Consider the following 17438-nt stretch of genomic DNA (forward strand, 5'->3'; position numbering starts at 1 on the left):
ATGACCCGGATCGTTACCCGCCCCGTCGCGCCCGCCGACGCCGAAGCGCTCGCGCGCCACGGACTGCACCCCGTCCTCGCGCGCCTGTACGCGTCGCGCGGCGTGCAGTCGCCCGTCGACATCGAGACCGCGCTCGCGCGCCTCGTTCCGCCCACCGAGCTGAAAGGCTGCGCCGATGCGGCGGTGCTGCTCGCCGACGCGATCGCCGACCAGCGGCGCCTGCTCGTCGTCGCCGACTACGACTGCGACGGCGCGACCGCCTGCGCGGTCGCGGTGCGCGGCCTGCGGATGTTCGGCGCGCAGATCGACTACCTGGTGCCGAACCGCTTCGAATACGGCTACGGCCTCACGCCCGAGATCGTCGAGCTCGCGGCTGCGCGCAAGCCCGACCTGCTGATCACCGTCGACAACGGGATCGCGAGCGTCGCCGGCGTCGAAGCCGCGAACGCGCGCGGCATCGACGTGCTCGTGACCGACCACCACCTGCCCGGCGACGCGCTTCCCGCCGCGCGCGCGATCGTCAACCCGAACCAGCCCGGCTGCGCGTTTCCGAGCAAGCACCTCGCCGGCGTCGGCGTGATGTTCTACGTGTTGCTCGCGCTGCGCGCCGAGCTGCGTCGCCGCGGCGCGTTCGCGAGCAAGGAAGCCGAGCCGCGGCTCGACGGCCTGCTCGACCTCGTCGCGCTCGGCACCGTCGCCGACGTCGTACGGCTCGACGGCAACAACCGCGTGCTCGTCGCGCAGGGGCTGCAGCGCATCCGCAACGGCCGCATGCAGCCGGGCATCGCCGCGCTGTTCCGCGCCGCCGCGCGCGAAGCGCGCACCGCGTCGGGCTTCGACCTCGGCTTCGGCCTCGGCCCGCGCCTGAACGCGGCCGGGCGGCTATCCGACATGTCGCTCGGCATCGAATGCCTGATCACCGACGACATCGGCCGCGCGTGGGATCTCGCGCAGCAACTCGACGTGATGAACCGCGAACGCCGCGAAATCGAAGCCGGCATGCAGCAGCAGGCGCTCGCCGATCTCGCCGACGTCGATCCGGCCGACGCGTGCACGATCACGCTGTTCAATCCCGAGTGGCACCAGGGCGTGATCGGCATCGTCGCCGGCCGGCTCAAGGAAAAGTTCCACCGTCCGTCGTTCACGTTCGCGCACGCCGACGACGAAGGCAAACGGGTCAAGGGATCGGGCCGGTCGATCGCCGGCTTCCATCTGCGCGACGCGCTCGACCTCGTGTCGAAACGCGAACCGGACCTGATCGTCGCGTTCGGCGGCCACGCGATGGCGGCCGGCCTCACGCTCGACACCGATAACGTGCCGCGCTTCGCGGCCGCGTTCGAGGCCGTCGCGCGCGAATGGCTGTCCGACGACGCACTCGCCCGCGTGATCGAGACCGACGGCGAGCTCGAGGACGCGTACTTCACGCCGCAGTTCGTCGGCCTGCTCGACGAGGCCGTGTGGGGGCAAGGGTTTCCGGCCCCGCTTTTCTCGGGCGAATTCGACGTCGTGTCGCAGTCGCTCGTGAAGGAAAAGCACCTGAAGCTGCAGCTGGCGCGCGGCCGCCAGCGCTTCAACGCGATCTGGTTCAACCACACCGAGCCGCTGCCGGCGAGTGCGCTGGTCGCGTACCGGCTCGTCGCCGATACGTGGAACGGCGTCACGCGCGTCCAGCTGATCGTCGAACACGCGGCCGGCTGAGCATCGCACCCGGCCCGCGACGCGCCGCCGCGCGCGCGCCGCGCCGGATGGGCCGTCAACACGCGTGCTGGCACCGTTTGCGTCACCGGGCAAGCCCGCCGATCGGCTATAATTCCGCTTTTTTACGAAGCAAGAATAGCGAACGATCATGGAAGCGGAACGTCTCAACGCGATCGAAAGCTCCCTGCTCGACCTGCGCAACCGCGCGGGCGAGCTTCGGGGGTATCTTTGACTACGACGCCAAAGCTGCGCGTCTGACCGAAGTCAACAAGGAACTCGAAGACCCGAACGTCTGGAACGACTCGAAGAACGCCCAGGCGCTCGGTCGCGAGAAAAAGCTGCTCGAAGGCGTCGTCACGACGCTCACCGCGCTCGATAGCGACCTGCGCGATGCGCTCGACCTGTTCGAGCTGGCGCGCGAGGAAGGCGACGAGGACACCCTTCTCGCGTCCGAAGACGACGCCGCGAAGCTCGAGGCGCGCGTCGGCGACATCGAGTTCCGCCGGATGTTCTCGAACCCGGCCGATCCGAACAACTGCTTCATCGACATCCAGGCCGGCGCCGGCGGCACCGAGGCATGCGACTGGGCGTCGATGCTGCTGCGCCAGTACCTGCGCTACTGCGAACGCAAGGGCTTCAAGGCCGAGGTGCTCGAAGAGTCCGACGGCGACGTCGCCGGCATCAAGAACGCGACGGTCAAGGTCACGGGCGAATACGCATACGGCTTCCTGCGCACCGAAACGGGCATCCACCGTCTCGTGCGCAAGTCGCCGTTCGACTCGTCGGGCGGTCGCCATACGTCGTTCTCGTCGGTGTTCGTCTATCCGGAAATCGACGATTCGATCGAAGTCGAGATCAACCCGGCCGACCTGCGCATCGACACGTACCGCGCGTCGGGCGCGGGCGGTCAGCACATCAACAAGACCGACTCCGCGGTACGGATCACGCACATGCCGACCGGCATCGTCGTGCAGTGCCAGAACGACCGCTCGCAGCACCGCAACCGCGCCGAAGCAATGGCGATGCTGAAGTCGCGCCTGTACGAAGTCGAAATGCGCAAGCGCCAGGCCGAGCAGGACAAGCTCGAATCGAGCAAGACCGATGTGGGCTGGGGCCACCAGATCCGCTCGTACGTGCTCGACCAGAGCCGCGTGAAGGACCTGCGCACGAACGTCGAAATGAGCAACACGCGGGCGGTGCTCGACGGCGACCTCGACGACTTCATCAGCGCGAGCCTCAAACAGGGCGTGTAAGCGCCGCGGCGCGGCCGGCCCGCGCCGCCCTTCCCGTTTGCGTTGCCGCACCCCACTCCGAATTCCGACCATCATGACCGAACCGACCCAAACGCAGCCCGCCGTCACGGCGGACGACAACCAGATCATCGCCGAGCGCCGCGAGAAGCTGCGCGCGTTGCGCGAGCAAGGCGTCGCCTATCCGAACGATTTCCGGCCCGAGCACCACGCAGCCGACCTGCAGGCCAAATTCGCCGATTCGGACAAGGCCGCGCTCGAAGCGAACCCGGTCGAGGTGTCGGTGGCCGGCCGCATGATGCTCAAGCGCGTGATGGGCAAGGCGAGCTTCGCGACGGTGCAGGACGGATCGGGCCAGATCCAGTTCTTCGTGACGCCGAACGACGTCGGCGCCGACACCTACGACGCGTTCAAGAAGTGGGACCTCGGCGACATCGTCGCCGCGCGCGGCGTGCTGTTCCGCACCAACAAGGGCGAGCTGTCGGTCCAGTGCAAGGAGCTGCGCCTGCTGTCGAAGGCGCTGCGTCCGCTGCCGGACAAGTTCCACGGCCTGTCCGACCAGGAAATGCGCTACCGCCAGCGCTACGTCGACCTGATCGTCACGCCGGAAACGCGCGACACGTTCCGCGCCCGCACGAAGACGATCGCGTCGATCCGCAAGTTCATGGACAACGCCGAGTTCATGGAAGTCGAGACGCCGATGCTGCACCCGATCCCGGGCGGCGCGGCCGCGAAGCCGTTCGTCACGCATCACAATGCGCTCGACATGCAGATGTTCCTGCGCATCGCGCCGGAGCTGTACCTGAAGCGCCTGATCGTCGGCGGCTTCGAGCGCGTGTTCGAGATCAACCGTAACTTCCGGAACGAAGGCGTGTCGCCGCGTCACAACCCGGAATTCACGATGATGGAGTTCTACGCCGCGTACACCGACTACCGCTGGCTGATGGACTTCACCGAGCAGTTGATCCGCCAGGCGGCGATCGATGCGCTCGGCACCGCGACGATCCAGTACCAGGGCCGCGAGCTCGACCTCGCGAAGCCGTTCCATCGCCTGACGATCACGCAGGCGATCCAGAAGTACGCACCGGACTACACCGACGGCCAGCTGTCGGACGACGCGTTCCTGCGCACCGAACTGAAGCGCCTCGGCGTCGACGTGTCGCAGCCGGCGTTCCTGAACGCAGGCATCGGCGCGCTGCAGCTCGCGCTGTTCGAGGAAACCGCGGAATCGCAGCTGTGGGAGCCGACCTACATCATCGACTACCCGGTCGAGGTGTCGCCGCTCGCACGCGCATCGGATACGGTGCCGGGCATCACCGAGCGTTTCGAGCTGTTCATGACCGGCCGCGAAATCGCGAACGGCTTCTCGGAGCTGAACGATCCGGAAGACCAGGCCGCGCGCTTCAAGAAGCAGGTCGAGCAGAAGGATGCGGGCGACGAGGAAGCGATGTTCTTCGACGCCGACTACATCCGCGCGCTCGAATACGGGATGCCGCCGACCGGCGGTTGCGGGATCGGTATCGACCGTCTGGTGATGCTGCTGACCGACAGCCCGACGATCCGCGACGTGCTGCTGTTCCCGCACCTGCGCCGCGAAGACTGACGCCCGCCACCGCGTGTGCGCCGCGTCCCGTGGCGCGCACGCGTCGGCTTTGTAACGACGCGTAAATCCCGCCAGCCGGCGTCCGCCGGCCTTCGATCCTCCCCCGTTTTATTCCCTCGTCGCGACGCGCTTCTCCGGGTTTTCCCGGAAACGGCCGTGAATGCCCCGCTGCAATTCGTTACACCTTGATACGGCGCGCCGCTGGGCCGTGGACGACACTCCTGTTGCGTCACCACGCATGACCACGGGACCAGAACGAGGCGCCGGAACGCCGAGTCTGCTCGCTCCCGAGCGTGGGATCCTGCTCCGGCGCAGCGCGCCGATCCGGATCGACCTTGGAGAACAAAATGGACAACCAGAATCAGACCACGCCGCAAAAGCAACGCCTTCACCCGCTGATCGCCACTGCAGCGGGAGCCGTCATCGTCGCCAGCCTCGCGGCGACGGCAGCGATCACGGGCGTCTTCCCGAAAGCCACCAGCAGCAACGAACAGAACGGCCAGACCCAGGCCGCGCTGATCGCGTCGCAACCGGCCGTCGATACGGCCGCGGCCGCCAGCGCCGCGCTGGCCGCGCAAGCGCAGCGGCAGGCCGCGGAACAGGCCGCCGCGCAGCAGAAGGCCGCCGTCGCGCAGGCCGAGCCGAAGCCCGCGCCGCGCCCGGCTGCGCCGCACCGCCGTCACACGACCGCACCGCAGCCGCCGCAATACGCGCAGCAGCCGTCGGCGCCCGCGCAAGCCTACTGCCAGAGTTGCGGCACGGTCGTCTCGATCACGCAGACGCGCACACCGGGCCAGAGCTCGGGGATCGGCGCCGTGGGCGGCGCGGCGGCCGGCGGCCTGCTCGGCAACCAGTTCGGCAACGGCAACGGCCGCACCGCAATGACGATCATCGGCGCGCTGGGCGGCGGGCTCGCCGGCAACCAGGTCGAGAAGCAGGTTCGCGCGGAAACCGACTATCAGGTGCAAGTGCAGATGGAAAGCGGCGCGACGCGCACGTTCACGTACCACAACCCGCCGCCGTTCGGCCAGGGCCAGCGCGTGCGGATCGAGAACGGCACGCTGGTCGGCGCTTGAAGCTGATCGCGTAATCGCAGGCGTCCCCTGCCCGCGCAACGTGCGCGGGCAGCGCGCCCAAAACGAAAACGGCTCGCGAGCAAATGCTCACGAGCCGTTTTTCATTGGCGCGGCGTGCACCGTTGCAGCGCACGCCGTGACCGGTCGGGTCCGTCAGTCCTCGTCGTCGAAATCCGATTCGTCGATCCAGTGTGCCTGGATCGCCTCGAGGATCTTCTCGCCCGAGTGCGTCGGATCGTCGTCGAAGCCGTCGAGCTCGAGCACCCACTGGCGCAGGTCGACGAAGTTGATCCGCTGCGGGTCGATGTCCGGGTGCTTGTCCGCCAGCGCAATGGCTATTTCACGCGAATCGGTCCATTTCATCGCCTGCCTCCGGTTCCTGTCAGTGATTTTCCTTCGCGTGGTTGATCGAGTACTTCGGGATCTCGACCACCAGGTCCGAATCTTCCTTCACGATCGCCTGGCACGACAGGCGCGACGTCGGCTCGAGGCCCCACGCCTTGTCCAGCAGATCATCCTCGTCCTCCTCGGACGGCGTCAGATCGTTGAAGCCTTCGCGGATCACCACGTGGCACGTCGTGCATGCGCACGACTTCTCGCATGCATGCTCGATCTCGATCCCGTGATCGAGCAGGTTGTCGCAGATACTCTTGCCGGGCGTCGCGTCGATCACCGCACCGTCCGGGCACAGTTCGACGTGAGGCAGCACCACCAGTTGAGGCATGTTCGTTCCGTCAGTCAGGGTGCGGCGCCGCGCGCCGCACGTTCATCGTCGCGCGGGCCGTGGCCGGCCGATGCGCGGTTCGTGGGTTCAGATCTCGTCGAGCCGGCGGCCCGACAGCGCGCGCTTGATGCTCTTGTCCATCCGGCGCGCCGCGAATTCGTCGGTACCGTCGGCCAGCGCCTTGGTCGCCGCTTCGATCGCGTTCGTATCGTCGCCCTGCGCGACCGCGCGCAACGCCGCGGTCAGCGCGTCGACCTGCGCGCGCTCGTCGGCCTCGAGCAATTCGCCGTCGGCCGCCAGCGCGGCCTGCGTCGCCTCGAGCATCCGCTCGGCCTCGACCTGCGCTTCGCGCAGCGCACGGGCGCGCATGTCGATTTCGGCGGTCTTGAAGCTGTCTTCCAGCATCTTCGCGATGTCGTCGTCGGCGAGGCCGTACGACGGCTTCACGACGACCGACGCCTCGACGCCCGACAACTGCTCGCGGGCGAACACCGACAGGAGGCCGTCCGCGTCGACCTGATAGGTCACGCGAATGCGGGCCGCGCCCGCCGTCATCGGCGGAATGCCGCGCAGCTCGAAGCGCGCGAGCGACCGGCAGTCGGCGACGAGCTCGCGCTCGCCCTGCACGACGTGGATCGCCATCGCGGTCTGGCCGTCCTTGAAGGTCGTGAATTCCTGCGCACGCGCGATCGGAATCGTCGAGTTGCGCGGAATGATCTTCTCGACGAGACCGCCCATCGTCTCGACACCGAGCGACAGCGGAATCACGTCGAGCAGCAGCCAGTCGTCGCCGGTGCCGCGGTTGCCCGCGAGCAGATCGGCCTGGATCGCCGCGCCGAGCGCGACGACCTGGTCCGGATCGAGGTTCACGAGCGGCGGCTGGCCGAAATACTTCGCGACCGCGTCGCGGATCACCGGCATGCGCGTCGCGCCGCCGACGAGCACGACGCCCTTGATGTCGGCCGGCGTGACCTGCGCATCGCGCAGCGCCTTGCGGGTCGGCGTGAGCGTGCGCTGCACGAGCGGCTCGACGAGCGACGCGAACGTGTCGTGCGAAATCGTCTGCACGAGGTGCGCGCCGCTCGACAGCGTCACGTCGAGCGCCGCTTCAGGCGCCGACGACAGCGCTTCCTTCAGCACGCGCACGCGATCGAGCAGCAGGCGCACGTCCTCGGGCGCGAGCGTCTTCGCGTCGATACCGGCCTGCGCGAGCACGTGACCGAACAGCGCGTGGTCGAAATCGTCGCCGCCGAGCGCGGAATCGCCGCCCGCGGCCAGCACCTCGAACACGCCCTTCGTCAGCTTCAGGATCGACAGGTCGAACGTGCCGCCGCCGAGGTCGTACACCGCATAAAGGCCTTCGGCCGCGTTGTCGAGACCATAGGCGATCGCCGCGGCGGTCGGTTCGTTCAGCAGGCGCAGCACGTTGAGGCCCGCGAGGCGCGCGGCATCCTTGGTCGCCTGGCGCTGTGCGTCGTCGAAGTACGCGGGCACAGTGATCACCGCGCCGACCAGATCGTCGCCGAGCGAATCCTCGGCGCGATAACGCAGTGTCGCGAGAATCTCGGCCGACACTTCGACCGGGCTCTTCACGCCGTCGATCGTGCGGATCTGCACCATGCCCGGCGCGTCGACGAATTCGTACGGCGCGTTCGCCGCGCCTTCGACCTCGGCCTTGCCGCGGCCCATGAAGCGCTTGACCGACACGATCGTGTTGCGCGGATCGGTCGCGGCCTGCGCCTTCGCTTCGTGGCCGATGCGGCGGCCGCCCTTCTCGAGGTAACGGACCACCGACGGCAGCAGCACGCGGCCCGCTTCGTCCGGCAGGACTTCGGGCACGCTGTTGCGCACGGCGGCGACGAGCGAGTTCGTCGTGCCGAGATCGATCCCGACGGCGAGTCGCCGCTGGTGCGGTGCCGGCGCCATGCCCGGTTCGGAAATTTGCAGTAAAGCCATCTTGGTTCGTTCGGGCGCTCGGCCCGTTTGCTGCGCGTGCCGCCAGGCACGCGGTTAAGTTTCGAGGCGCTCGATCTGCGCGCCCACTTCCGACGCGACCCGTTCGATGAACATCAGCTGACGCACGGCTTCCGCGGCTGCCTGGTCGGCGCCGCTGTCGAGCAGCGTGCCGAGGCGCTCGACGCGCACGCGCTTCTCGTCGCGCAACTCGGCGAGCAATGCATCGAGCGCGTCGACGTTGCGGGCGGCCGCGGCGTCCTCGATGCCCTCGCGCCATTCCATCTGCTGCATCAGGAAGGCGGGCTCCATCGCCGTGTTGTTTTCCGCGCCGATGTCGACGCCGCGCAGCGACAGCAGATAGGACGCGCGCTTCAGCGGATCGCGCAGCGTGCGGTACGCCTCGTTCGCGCGCGTGGCCCATTGCATCGCGATGCGCTTTTGCGCATCGCCGGCCGCTGCGAAGCGGTCCGGATGCACTTGCGTCTGCACCGTCCGATAGGCGGTGTCGAGCGCCGTCTCATCGAGCGCGAATTGCGCCGGCAGGTGAAACAGGTCGAAATGGCTGTCTTTGAGCGAAACCATCGTCGCGTTCAATTCCGGTTCGTCGCGCGGCAAACGCCGCACATTAAAAAGGCGGCCCGTGCCGCCTGTTGCCCGCGTCGCGCGGAGGGAGCCGCGTCACACGCGGAACGATTCCCCGCACCCGCACTCGTCCTTCACGTTCGGGTTGTTGAACTTGAACCCTTCGTTCAGGCCTTCACGGGCGAAGTCGAGCTCGGTGCCGTCGATATAGGCGAGGCTCTTCGGATCGACGACGACCTTCACGCCATGGCTCTCGAACACCTGATCCTCGGGAGCCAGCTCGTCGACATACTCGAGCTTGTACGCGAGCCCCGAGCACCCGGTCGTGCGAACGCCAAGCCGCAGGCCCACACCCTTGCCGCGACGGACGAGGTATTTCTGCACGTGCTGTGCTGCTTTTTCGGTCAGTGTAATTGCCATGATGTCCTTGCCGCGGCGCGCCGCCGGGGCCCGCCGCGTTCCCTTCCCTAGCCGCTCGATGCCGTTCAGGCTGCTGCCTGATCGCTTTCCTTGGTGTCGTGGCGCTTCTTGTAGTCGGCCACGGCTGCCTTGATCGCGTCTTCCGCGAGGATCGAGCAGTGAATCTTCACCGGCGGCAGCGCGAGTTCCTCGGCGATCTGCGTGTTCTTGATCGACAGTGCCTCGTCGAGCGTCTTGCCCTTCACCCATTCGGTGACGAGCGAGCTCGATGCGATCGCAGAACCGCAACCGTAGGTCTTGAACTTCGCGTCTTCGATCACGCCGTCCGCGCCGACGCGGATCTGCAGCTTCATCACGTCGCCGCATGCCGGCGCGCCGACCATGCCCGTGCCGACCGTGTCGTCGTCCTTCGCGAACGAACCGACGTTGCGCGGGTTTTCGTAGTGATCCAGAACCTTGTTGCTGTAAGACATGACTCAGACTCCTTGACTCGTTACGTCTGCGTGCGTCAATCCGCCCGCGGTTGCATTCAATGCGGTATCAGTGCGCGGCCCATTCGATCGTCGACAGATCGATGCCTTCCTGGTGCATTTCCCAGAGCGGCGACAGTTCGCGCAGCTTCGCGATCTTGCTGTTCAGCAGATCGACCACGAAGTCGACTTCCTGCTCCGTCGTGAAGCGGCCGACCGTGAAGCGGATCGAGCTGTGCGCGAGTTCGTCGTTGCGGCCGAGCGCACGCAGCACGTACGACGGCTCCAGCGACGCGGACGTGCATGCGGAGCCCGACGACACCGCAACGTCCTTGATCGCCATGATCAGCGACTCGCCTTCGACGAAGTTGAAGCTGATGTTCAGGTTGTGCGGGACACGGCGATCCATGTCGCCGTTCACGTAGGTTTCCTCGATCTGCGACAGGCCGCGCAGCAGCTTGTCCCGCAGCATGCGGATGCGCTCGTTCTCGGTCGCCATTTCCTCGCGCGCGATGCGGAACGCCTCGCCCATGCCGACGATCTGGTGCGTCGCCAGCGTGCCCGACCGCATCCCGCGCTCGTGACCGCCGCCGTGCATCTGCGCTTCGATGCGCACGCGCGGCTTGCGGCGCACGTACAGCGCGCCGATGCCCTTCGGGCCGTAGGTCTTGTGCGCCGAGAACGACATCAGGTCGACCTTCAGCTTCGCGAGGTCGATCGCGACCTTGCCGGTCGACTGCGCGGCATCGACGTGGAACACGATGCCCTTCTCGCGGCAGATTTCACCGATCGTCTCGATGTCCTGGATCACGCCGATCTCGTTGTTCACGTGCATCACCGACACGAGGATCGTGTCCGCGCGCAGTGCGGCCTTGAACACGTCGAGGTCGATCAGGCCGTCGTCCTTCACGTCGAGGTAGGTGACTTCGAAACCGTCGCGCTCGAGCTCGCGGCACGTGTCGAGCACGGCCTTGTGCTCGGTCTTCACCGTGATGATGTGCTTGCCCTTGCCCTTGTAGAAGTTCGCGGCGCCCTTGATCGCGAGGTTGTCCGACTCGGTGGCGCCCGACGTCCAGATGATCTCGCGCGGATCGGCGTTCACGAGTGCGGCCACCTGTTCGCGCGCTTCCTCGACCGCACGCTCCGCGTCCCAGCCGTAAGCGTGGCTGCGCGACGCCGGGTTGCCGAACTGCTCGCGCAGGTACGGCACCATCTTGTCGACCACGCGCGGATCGACGGGCGTCGTCGCGCTGTAATCCATATAGATGGGCAGGTGGAGAGTCTCTTGGGTCATCTGTCGCTCCGGGTATTCTGTGCAGGGACTATGTGCGTTATGGGGGTTGGCGGGCGCCTTCGCGCTCACGAACTCGCGATGTTGAACACCGAATTGGGGCCGAGCGGCATCGTGCGCACGGGCTCGGCCGGTGCGGCGACGGGCTCCGGCGCGCGACGGTCGCGCAGCACCGCAGGGGCGCCCTCGCGTGCGCGCTGCTGATCGACGAGATCCTGCAGCGACACCGAATCGAGGTATTCGACCATCTTCTGGTTCAGCGTCGACCACAGCTCGTGCGTCATGCAATGGCCGTCGGGCTGCTTCGAGCCGTCGCACGTGCCTTTGCCGCCGCACTGCGTGGCGTCGAGCGGTTCATCGACCGCGATGATGATGTCGGCGACGGTGACGTCCTGCGCGCGACGCGCGAGGTTGTAGCCGCCGCCCGGGCCGCGCACGGATTCGACGATTTCATGCCTGCGCAGCTTGCCGAACAGCTGTTCGAGATACGAGAGCGAAATCCGCTGGCGCTGGCTGATGCCTGCAAGCGTCACCGGGCCCTGCTCCTGGCGCAGTGCCAAGTCAATCATCGCCGTGACGGCGAAACGGCCTTTGGTGGTGAGTCTCATGGTGTCTAGGGGACTGCAATCTTGACGATTTTGGTCAAGTATAAATATTTGACGTTTTTAGTCAAGTATCCATGTCTGTGAAAGGGTATTCGCAGACCGCTGAATATTGCGCGGTCAGTGCGCCGTGCGTGCGCGGAGCGTCTCCAGCAGGCCCGCGCACGCGCGCTCGACCTGGTCGAGCACCTGCTCGAAGCCCTGCGCGCCGCCGAAATACGGATCGGCCACTTCGGTTTCGGTCGCGCCCGGCGCGAATTCCATCAGCAGGCGCACCTTGTCGCGATGCTGCGGCGGACAGCGACGGCGCAGCTCGGCGAGATTCGCTTCGTCCATCGCGAGCAGCAGATCGAACCGCTCGAAATCCGCCGCGCTCACCTGCCGCGCGCGCAGCGCCGACAGATCGTAGCCGCGGCTACGGGCTGCCGCCTGCGCACGCGTATCGGGCGGCTCGCCGACGTGCCAGTCGCCAGTGCCGGCCGAATCGATCGCGATCCGGTCGGCCAGCGCGGCCGCATCGACCTGGTGGCGCATCACGCCCTCCGCGGTGGGCGAACGGCAGATGTTGCCGAGACAGACGAAACAGATCGCAACGCGGGTCATCGCACTATCGAAAAGCCGCGGCGCACCGCGTGGGAGAAGAACACGCCATTATACAAAGGCGGCCGACATGACGCCGCCGCGCGAAGCGACGGCGTCATGCGTTACAGCGCCTTCGGCGCAGCGAGCGCCATGTCGCCGGATGCCGCGGGCAGCGGCTGCGCCGCGTCGCCGACCAGCCCGAACGACACCGCGCGCGCCAGTTCGGCGGACGCCTGGTGAACCGCGAGCGGGCCGCGCGACGGCGCATCGGCCATCGCATGCAGATAGGCAACCGCTGCCAGCGGAACCACGATTGCCAGCGGCCAGTACATCGATATTGTCTTTTTCATGATGCGGACCTCGTTGACCTCGTACCCCGAAACCCGATTCCGGGGACTACAGACGAGATTCTATAGACCGCATCTATCAAGATAAATATGCAAATAGCGAACGCACTGTTGCCGCTCGCTGAACAGTGTCAGCCGAGGTGACTTTGCGACGCCGCGTACAGCTCGCGGAACGTGCGCCCGGTCGGCGTCGGAAGGTCGCGCGTATCCATCCAGCCGCCCATCATCGGCAGGCGCCGCAGCATGCCGCCGTCGCCGCCCAGCCGTTCGAGGACGCGCACCGCGAGCTTGGTCGTCAGCGCATACAGCATCGGGCGTCGGGCGAAGAACCCCCACGCGGCGAGCGCCGCGCGTTCGCGCCACGGTCGCAGGTGGCGCTCGACCTGCTTCTCGCGCAACGTGCGCAACAGGTGCGACAACGGAATCCCGGCCGGGCACACGCTGTCGCATTCGCCGCACAGCGTCGCCGCCTGCGGCAGGTCGAGCGTGCGGTCGAGCCCGACGTAGCTCGGCGTCAGCACCGATCCCATCGGCCCCGGATAGACCCAGCCGTACGCATGACCGCCGACCTTCTGGTACACCGGGCAATGGTTCATGCACGCGCCGCAGCGGATGCAGCGCAGCATCTCCTGGAATTCGCCGCCGATCAGGCCCGTGCGGCCGCCGTCCACGAGCACCACGTAGTTGTGCTCGGGGCCGTCCTCGTCGCCGGGCCCGCGCGGCCCGGTCAGCAGCGAGAAATAGTTCGACGTCTTCTGCCCGGTCGCGGAACGCGGCAGCAGCCGCATCGCGGTCGCGAGATCCTCGAGGGTCGGCAGCACCTTCTCGATGCCGGTCACCGCGACATGCACGCGCGGCATCACCGTGCACATGCCCTCGTTCCCTTCGTTCGTCACGATCGCGACCGAACCCGTTTCCGCGATCACGAAGTTGCCGCCCGTCACGCCCATGTCGGCCGACATGAAATGCGGGCGCAGCACCTCGCGCGCCTCGCGCGTCATGTCCGGGATCTCGGTGAGCCGCTCGCGCCCATGCGTGCGCGCGAACAGGTCGGCGATCTCGTCCTTGTCCTTGTGCACGACGGGCGCAATGATGTGGCTCGGCGGCTCGTTGTCGTTGATCTGCAGGATGTATTCGCCGAGATCGGTCTCGATCGACTGCACGCCCATCTCGGCGAGCACCGCGTTCAGGCGCATTTCCTCGGACACCATCGACTTGGTCTTGATGACCTTCTTCACGTCGTGCCGGCGCGCGATGTCGGCCACGAGCCGCGCGGCGTCCGCAGTCGTTTCGGCGAAGAGCACCGTCGTGCCGCGCCGCGTCGCCTCGCGCTCGAACGCCTCGAGCCACACGTCGAGATTCTCGAGCGCGCGGTTGCGGCGCGCCTTCAGCGCGGCGCGCGTGGCCGGAAAGTCGATCAGGGTCATCGCGTCGGCGCGCGCGGACACGAACTTCGTCGACAGCTTCTTCAGGTTCTGCTGCAGGCGCTGGTCGGCCAGCTTCTGGCCGGCGCGCGCCTTGAAATGCATCGATTGGACTTGCATCGCGGTATCGGGGGAAAAGTGAGCGGAACCGGGCGTCAGACGTCGCCCGCCAGCACTTGCGCGACGTGCAGCACGCGCGTGTCGCGGTCGCCGGTGCGGCGCAACCGCCCTTCGATGTTCAGCATGCAGCCGAGATCGCCGAGCACCACAGTGCCCGCGCCCGACGCGCGCACGTTCGCGCATTTTTCGTCCGCGATGGCCGCCGAGATGTCGCCGTACTTGACCGAGAAGGTGCCGCCGAAGCCGCAACAGTGCTCGCAGTCCTTCATCTCGGTGACGGCCACGCCGCGCTGCGCGAGCAGCGCGCGCGGCTGCGCCTTCACGCCGAGCTCGCGCAGGCCCGAGCACGAATCGTGATAGGTGACCGGCCCGGCGAATTCGCCCGGCGCGAGCGACACCTTCGCGACGTTCGCGAGGAAATCGGTGAGTTCGTAAACTTTCTGCTGGAACCGCGTGTAGCGCCCCATCAGCTCGGGATCGTCGCGGAACAGGTCGCCGTAGTGCGCGCGGATCATCCCGCCACACGAACCGGACGGCGCGACGACGTAATCGAATGACTCGAACTCGCGCAGCGTCTTTTCCGCGAGGTCGCGTGCGAGCGCGCGGTCGCCAGAGTTGTAGGCGGGCTGGCCGCAGCAGGTCTGCGTGGGCGGCACGATCACCTCGTAGCCGGCGTCGCGAAGCAGCTTGAGCGCCGAAAAACCGATTTCGGGGCGCATCAGGTCGACCAGGCAGGTGACGAACAAACCGACTCGCATACGTGCTCCTTCGAGAAAACGGCTCTCATTATCCGACGTTTGTCCGGCAAGACCAACGCCGGCCCGCGCGCAAGCCCGCGGTGCGCGAAACGAGGACTTCCTCGAACGGCGTTCGCTTTTTTCACGATACGAGATACAATCGATCCAACACCGCTTGACGCGTCAACCGATTCCTCCCCCGACATGAGCCAACCCACCCCGGATTCAAAAACGTCGATCCAGGTGATCGAACGCATGATGCGGTTGCTGGACGCGCTCGCCGCGCACAGCGACCCCGTCAGCCTGAAGGAACTTGCGCAGCGCACGGAGTTGCACCCGTCGACCGCGCACCGCATCCTCAACGACATGGTGACCTGCCGCCTCGTCGACCGCTCCGATCCCGGCACCTACCGCCTCGGCATGCGGTTGCTCGAGCTCGGCAATCTCGTGAAGGCGCGCCTGTCGGTGCGCGACGCGGCGCTGATGCCGATGCGCGAGCTGCACCGCCTCACCGGGCAGACCGTGAACCTGTCGGTGCGCCAGGGCGACGAGATCGTCTATATCGAGCGCGCGTATTCGGAGCGCTCGGGAATGCAGGTCGTCCGCGCGATCGGCGGCCGCGCGCCGCTGCACCTCACGTCGGTCGGCAAGCTGTTCCTCGCGGCCGACGAAACGTCGCGCGTGCGTGCGTATGCGACGCGCACGGGGCTGTCCGGCCATACGCAGAACAGCATCACCGATATCGCGAAGCTCGAGCGCGAGCTGACGATCGTCCGCCAGCAATCGTGCGCGCGCGACAATGAAGAACTCGAACTCGGCGTGCGCTGCATCGCGGCCGGCATCTACGACGATTCGGGCAAGCTCGTCGCGGGCCTGTCGCTGTCGGCGCCGGCCGACCGGCTGCAGGACGCGTGGCTCGGCCAGTTGAGCCGGACGGCGCTCACCATCTCGGAATCGCTCGGCTACCGGCCGGCGCCCGCGAAGGACGTGGACGGGCTGCAGCGGCAGGCGTAAGCCGCGCCGGCGGCCAGGTTCCTTCCGGCGCCGGCGCCGGTTTCGCCAGACAAAAAAAGCCCCGCGATTGCGGGGCTTTTGCGTTGCGGCGACCGGTACGGTACGGCGGCGAACCGCCGCGCGCGATCAGGTGCCGCCGCTCGGCGTGTTGGCCGCCGTCAGGCGCTCGCCGCCGCCGGCATCGAGCCAGTTGCGCAGGCGCGAGGCATCGGCGAAACGCGAGTACTTGCCGAACGAATCGAGCAGCACCATGACCATCGGCCGGCCGTGAATCGTGGCCTGCATCACGAGGCATTCGCCCGCTTCGTTGATGAAGCCCGTCTTCTGCAGGCCGATGTCCCACGAGCCGTTGCCGCGGATCAGCGCGTTGGTGCTGTTGTAGACGAGGTTGCGCTTGCCCGTGTACACCTCGTAGGTGCGATCAGTCGAGAACTGGCGGATCATCGGGTACTGGTACGCTGCATTGACCATCTTCACGAGATCGCGCGCGCTCGACACGTTCGAGCTCGACAGGCCGGTCGAATTCTCGAAATGCGTATCGGTCATGCCGAGCGACTTCGCCTTCGCGTTCATCGCTGCGATGAACGCCGGACGACCGCCCGGGTAGTAGCGCGACAGCGCGGCGGCCGCGCGGTTTTCCGACGCCATCAGCGCGATGTGCAGCATGTCCTCGCGCGACAGCACCGAGCCGACCGACAAGCGCGAGCCCGTGCCCTTCTCGTAGTCGCGGTCTTCGTCGGTGACTTCGAGCTGATCGGTCATCGGCGACTTCGAGTCGAGCACGACCATGGCCGTCATCAGCTTCGAGATCGACGCGATCGGCACGACCGCGTGCGAATTCTTGTCGAACAGCGGCTCGCCGGAATTCTGGTCGACGACGTACGCGACGCTCGAGCGCAGCGCGAGCGCGTCGGGCGTGTCGTGCAGGCCGAACGCCTGGCCGACCGTCGGACGGCGCGGCTGGAACGCGACCTTGCGCACCGCGCCGCGATGGCCGCCATGCAGGTTGTTCGCCGCGAGCGTCACGCGCTTGCGCGACGCTTTCGCGCGCGGCGCATCGGCGTCGGCGACCTTGGCGGATTTGTCGGAGGTCGCCCGGGCCGACTTCTTCTTCGCTGACGAAGCAGGAGCGACGGCCTTTTTCTTGGCGGCTTGGGTCTTCGCAGTGGCGGCGAAGGCGTCGGCAGGCGTGACGGACGCGGTGGTCGCGAGCAACGCGACTGCGACCGACACAGCGGTGCCGAGCGTCATGCTCTGCAACAATCTGCGCGGTGAAAACGATTCGGCTTTCATTGGGGTCTGGACAAAGCGGGCGGGAGGTTTCCGCAAGTGTAGTTAAAGCTGAAAAAAAGAGCAATATTAGGCACTTACCGATCGTCTTTAAACCGGAATGTAAGAGTCGGCCAACCTCCGGCCAATCGACCCTTCCGTTCCCATCGAAAAAATCGATGGGACGCACTGCCCGACAGCGCCCGTCTCCCGATTACCACGCGGTTAATTGAGATAACGTCACTTCGGCGGCAATTTAAAGCGGGGAAAGTA

18 protein-coding genes are annotated in these 17438 nt (G+C 66.8%); 5 read left to right on the plus strand and 13 right to left on the minus strand.

What is annotated here, in order from left to right:
* From recJ to GJG85_RS11260, 4 genes are all read left to right on the plus strand, one after another.
* Positions 1 to 1698, plus strand: a complete 1698-nt coding sequence (gene recJ, locus GJG85_RS11245; RefSeq protein WP_050012999.1) for a single-stranded-DNA-specific exonuclease RecJ — start codon at positions 1 to 3, stop codon at positions 1696 to 1698.
* Between the two features lie 148 nt (positions 1699 to 1846).
* A protein-coding gene (gene prfB, locus GJG85_RS11250; RefSeq protein WP_102961735.1) for a peptide chain release factor 2 occupies positions 1847 to 2951 on the plus strand; the annotation gives its coding sequence in 2 pieces (ribosomal slippage) (positions 1847 to 1927 and positions 1929 to 2951; 1104 coding nt in all).
* Between the two features lie 73 nt (positions 2952 to 3024).
* Positions 3025 to 4551 carry a lysine--tRNA ligase gene (gene lysS, locus GJG85_RS11255; RefSeq protein WP_050013000.1) on the plus strand — a complete coding sequence of 509 codons (1527 nt, stop codon included), beginning with the start codon at positions 3025 to 3027 and terminating at the stop codon, positions 4549 to 4551.
* Between the two features lie 347 nt (positions 4552 to 4898).
* Positions 4899 to 5627 (plus strand): glycine zipper 2TM domain-containing protein, encoded by a 729-nt coding sequence (locus tag GJG85_RS11260; protein WP_204383316.1) that lies wholly within the window; start codon positions 4899 to 4901, stop codon positions 5625 to 5627.
* Between the two features lie 153 nt (positions 5628 to 5780).
* On the opposite strand, the gene iscX is transcribed toward GJG85_RS11260, so the two are convergent.
* From iscX to GJG85_RS11320, 12 genes are all read right to left on the minus strand, one after another.
* Positions 5781 to 5990: a Fe-S cluster assembly protein IscX gene (gene iscX, locus GJG85_RS11265; protein ID WP_006478393.1), complete on the minus strand. Its 210-nt coding sequence runs from the start codon at positions 5988 to 5990 to the stop codon at positions 5781 to 5783.
* Positions 5991 to 6009: 19 nt separating this feature from the next.
* On the minus strand, positions 6010 to 6351 hold the full coding sequence (fdx, locus tag GJG85_RS11270) for an ISC system 2Fe-2S type ferredoxin (RefSeq protein ID WP_006478392.1): 342 nt from the start codon (positions 6349 to 6351) through the stop codon (positions 6010 to 6012).
* A gap of 87 nt (positions 6352 to 6438) precedes the next feature.
* Positions 6439 to 8307, minus strand: coding sequence for a Fe-S protein assembly chaperone HscA (hscA, locus tag GJG85_RS11275; protein ID WP_050013002.1), 1869 nt, complete (start codon positions 8305 to 8307; stop codon positions 6439 to 6441).
* A 54-nt stretch (positions 8308 to 8361) separates the two neighbouring features.
* The gene (gene hscB / locus GJG85_RS11280; protein WP_050013039.1) at positions 8362 to 8889 is read right to left on the minus strand and encodes a Fe-S protein assembly co-chaperone HscB; all 528 of its coding nucleotides are present in this window, start codon (positions 8887 to 8889) and stop codon (positions 8362 to 8364) included.
* Positions 8890 to 8985: 96 nt separating this feature from the next.
* Positions 8986 to 9309: an iron-sulfur cluster assembly protein IscA gene (gene iscA, locus GJG85_RS11285; RefSeq protein WP_011885413.1), complete on the minus strand. Its 324-nt coding sequence runs from the start codon at positions 9307 to 9309 to the stop codon at positions 8986 to 8988.
* A 65-nt stretch (positions 9310 to 9374) separates the two neighbouring features.
* Positions 9375 to 9782 (minus strand): Fe-S cluster assembly scaffold IscU, encoded by a 408-nt coding sequence (iscU, locus tag GJG85_RS11290; RefSeq protein WP_006478389.1) that lies wholly within the window; start codon positions 9780 to 9782, stop codon positions 9375 to 9377.
* A gap of 67 nt (positions 9783 to 9849) precedes the next feature.
* Positions 9850 to 11073 carry an IscS subfamily cysteine desulfurase gene (locus GJG85_RS11295; RefSeq protein WP_050013003.1) on the minus strand — a complete coding sequence of 408 codons (1224 nt, stop codon included), beginning with the start codon at positions 11071 to 11073 and terminating at the stop codon, positions 9850 to 9852.
* A 65-nt stretch (positions 11074 to 11138) separates the two neighbouring features.
* A complete protein-coding gene (gene iscR, locus GJG85_RS11300; RefSeq protein ID WP_006401955.1) occupies positions 11139 to 11678 on the minus strand; it encodes a Fe-S cluster assembly transcriptional regulator IscR in 540 nt (179 codons plus the stop codon).
* A gap of 114 nt (positions 11679 to 11792) precedes the next feature.
* Positions 11793 to 12275: a low molecular weight protein-tyrosine-phosphatase gene (locus tag GJG85_RS11305; RefSeq protein ID WP_050013004.1), complete on the minus strand. Its 483-nt coding sequence runs from the start codon at positions 12273 to 12275 to the stop codon at positions 11793 to 11795.
* 101 nt (positions 12276 to 12376) lie between these two features.
* Complete coding sequence (locus tag GJG85_RS11310; protein ID WP_050013005.1) at positions 12377 to 12604, minus strand: hypothetical protein; 228 nt, start codon at positions 12602 to 12604, stop codon at positions 12377 to 12379.
* Between the two features lie 128 nt (positions 12605 to 12732).
* On the minus strand, positions 12733 to 14145 hold the full coding sequence (locus GJG85_RS11315; RefSeq protein WP_050013006.1) for a lactate utilization protein B: 1413 nt from the start codon (positions 14143 to 14145) through the stop codon (positions 12733 to 12735).
* 35 nt (positions 14146 to 14180) lie between these two features.
* Positions 14181 to 14903 (minus strand): (Fe-S)-binding protein, encoded by a 723-nt coding sequence (locus GJG85_RS11320; protein ID WP_050013007.1) that lies wholly within the window; start codon positions 14901 to 14903, stop codon positions 14181 to 14183.
* A 183-nt stretch (positions 14904 to 15086) separates the two neighbouring features.
* Here GJG85_RS11320 and GJG85_RS11325 point away from each other — a divergent pair, with 183 nt between their 5' ends.
* A complete protein-coding gene (locus GJG85_RS11325) occupies positions 15087 to 15896 on the plus strand; it encodes an IclR family transcriptional regulator (protein ID WP_050013008.1) in 810 nt (269 codons plus the stop codon).
* A gap of 126 nt (positions 15897 to 16022) precedes the next feature.
* Here the strand turns inward: GJG85_RS11325 and pbpG are convergent, their stop codons facing one another.
* Positions 16023 to 17189 carry a D-alanyl-D-alanine endopeptidase gene (pbpG, locus tag GJG85_RS11330; RefSeq protein WP_050013009.1) on the minus strand — a complete coding sequence of 389 codons (1167 nt, stop codon included), beginning with the start codon at positions 17187 to 17189 and terminating at the stop codon, positions 16023 to 16025.
* Positions 17190 to 17438 lie beyond the last annotated feature (249 nt).

Origin of the sequence: Burkholderia sp. MS389, from assembly GCF_016899425.1 — a bacterium.
Lineage (GTDB): Bacteria > Pseudomonadota > Gammaproteobacteria > Burkholderiales > Burkholderiaceae > Burkholderia > Burkholderia sola.

Coding starts and splice junctions, on each gene's coding strand:
- recJ (WP_050012999.1), top strand. CDS start 1: ATGACCCGGATCGTTACCCGCCCCGTCGCGCCCGCCGACGCCGAAGCG.
- lysS (WP_050013000.1), top strand. CDS start 3,025: ATGACCGAACCGACCCAAACGCAGCCCGCCGTCACGGCGGACGACAAC.
- GJG85_RS11260 (WP_204383316.1), top strand. CDS start 4,899: ATGGACAACCAGAATCAGACCACGCCGCAAAAGCAACGCCTTCACCCG.
- iscX (WP_006478393.1), bottom strand. CDS start 5,990: ATGAAATGGACCGATTCGCGTGAAATAGCCATTGCGCTGGCGGACAAG.
- fdx (WP_006478392.1), bottom strand. CDS start 6,351: ATGCCTCAACTGGTGGTGCTGCCTCACGTCGAACTGTGCCCGGACGGT.
- hscA (WP_050013002.1), bottom strand. CDS start 8,307: ATGGCTTTACTGCAAATTTCCGAACCGGGCATGGCGCCGGCACCGCAC.
- hscB (WP_050013039.1), bottom strand. CDS start 8,889: ATGGTTTCGCTCAAAGACAGCCATTTCGACCTGTTTCACCTGCCGGCG.
- iscA (WP_011885413.1), bottom strand. CDS start 9,309: ATGGCAATTACACTGACCGAAAAAGCAGCACAGCACGTGCAGAAATAC.
- iscU (WP_006478389.1), bottom strand. CDS start 9,782: ATGTCTTACAGCAACAAGGTTCTGGATCACTACGAAAACCCGCGCAAC.
- GJG85_RS11295 (WP_050013003.1), bottom strand. CDS start 11,073: ATGACCCAAGAGACTCTCCACCTGCCCATCTATATGGATTACAGCGCG.
- iscR (WP_006401955.1), bottom strand. CDS start 11,678: ATGAGACTCACCACCAAAGGCCGTTTCGCCGTCACGGCGATGATTGAC.
- GJG85_RS11305 (WP_050013004.1), bottom strand. CDS start 12,275: ATGACCCGCGTTGCGATCTGTTTCGTCTGTCTCGGCAACATCTGCCGT.
- GJG85_RS11310 (WP_050013005.1), bottom strand. CDS start 12,604: ATGAAAAAGACAATATCGATGTACTGGCCGCTGGCAATCGTGGTTCCG.
- GJG85_RS11315 (WP_050013006.1), bottom strand. CDS start 14,145: ATGCAAGTCCAATCGATGCATTTCAAGGCGCGCGCCGGCCAGAAGCTG.
- GJG85_RS11320 (WP_050013007.1), bottom strand. CDS start 14,903: ATGCGAGTCGGTTTGTTCGTCACCTGCCTGGTCGACCTGATGCGCCCC.
- GJG85_RS11325 (WP_050013008.1), top strand. CDS start 15,087: ATGAGCCAACCCACCCCGGATTCAAAAACGTCGATCCAGGTGATCGAA.
- pbpG (WP_050013009.1), bottom strand. CDS start 17,189: ATGAAAGCCGAATCGTTTTCACCGCGCAGATTGTTGCAGAGCATGACG.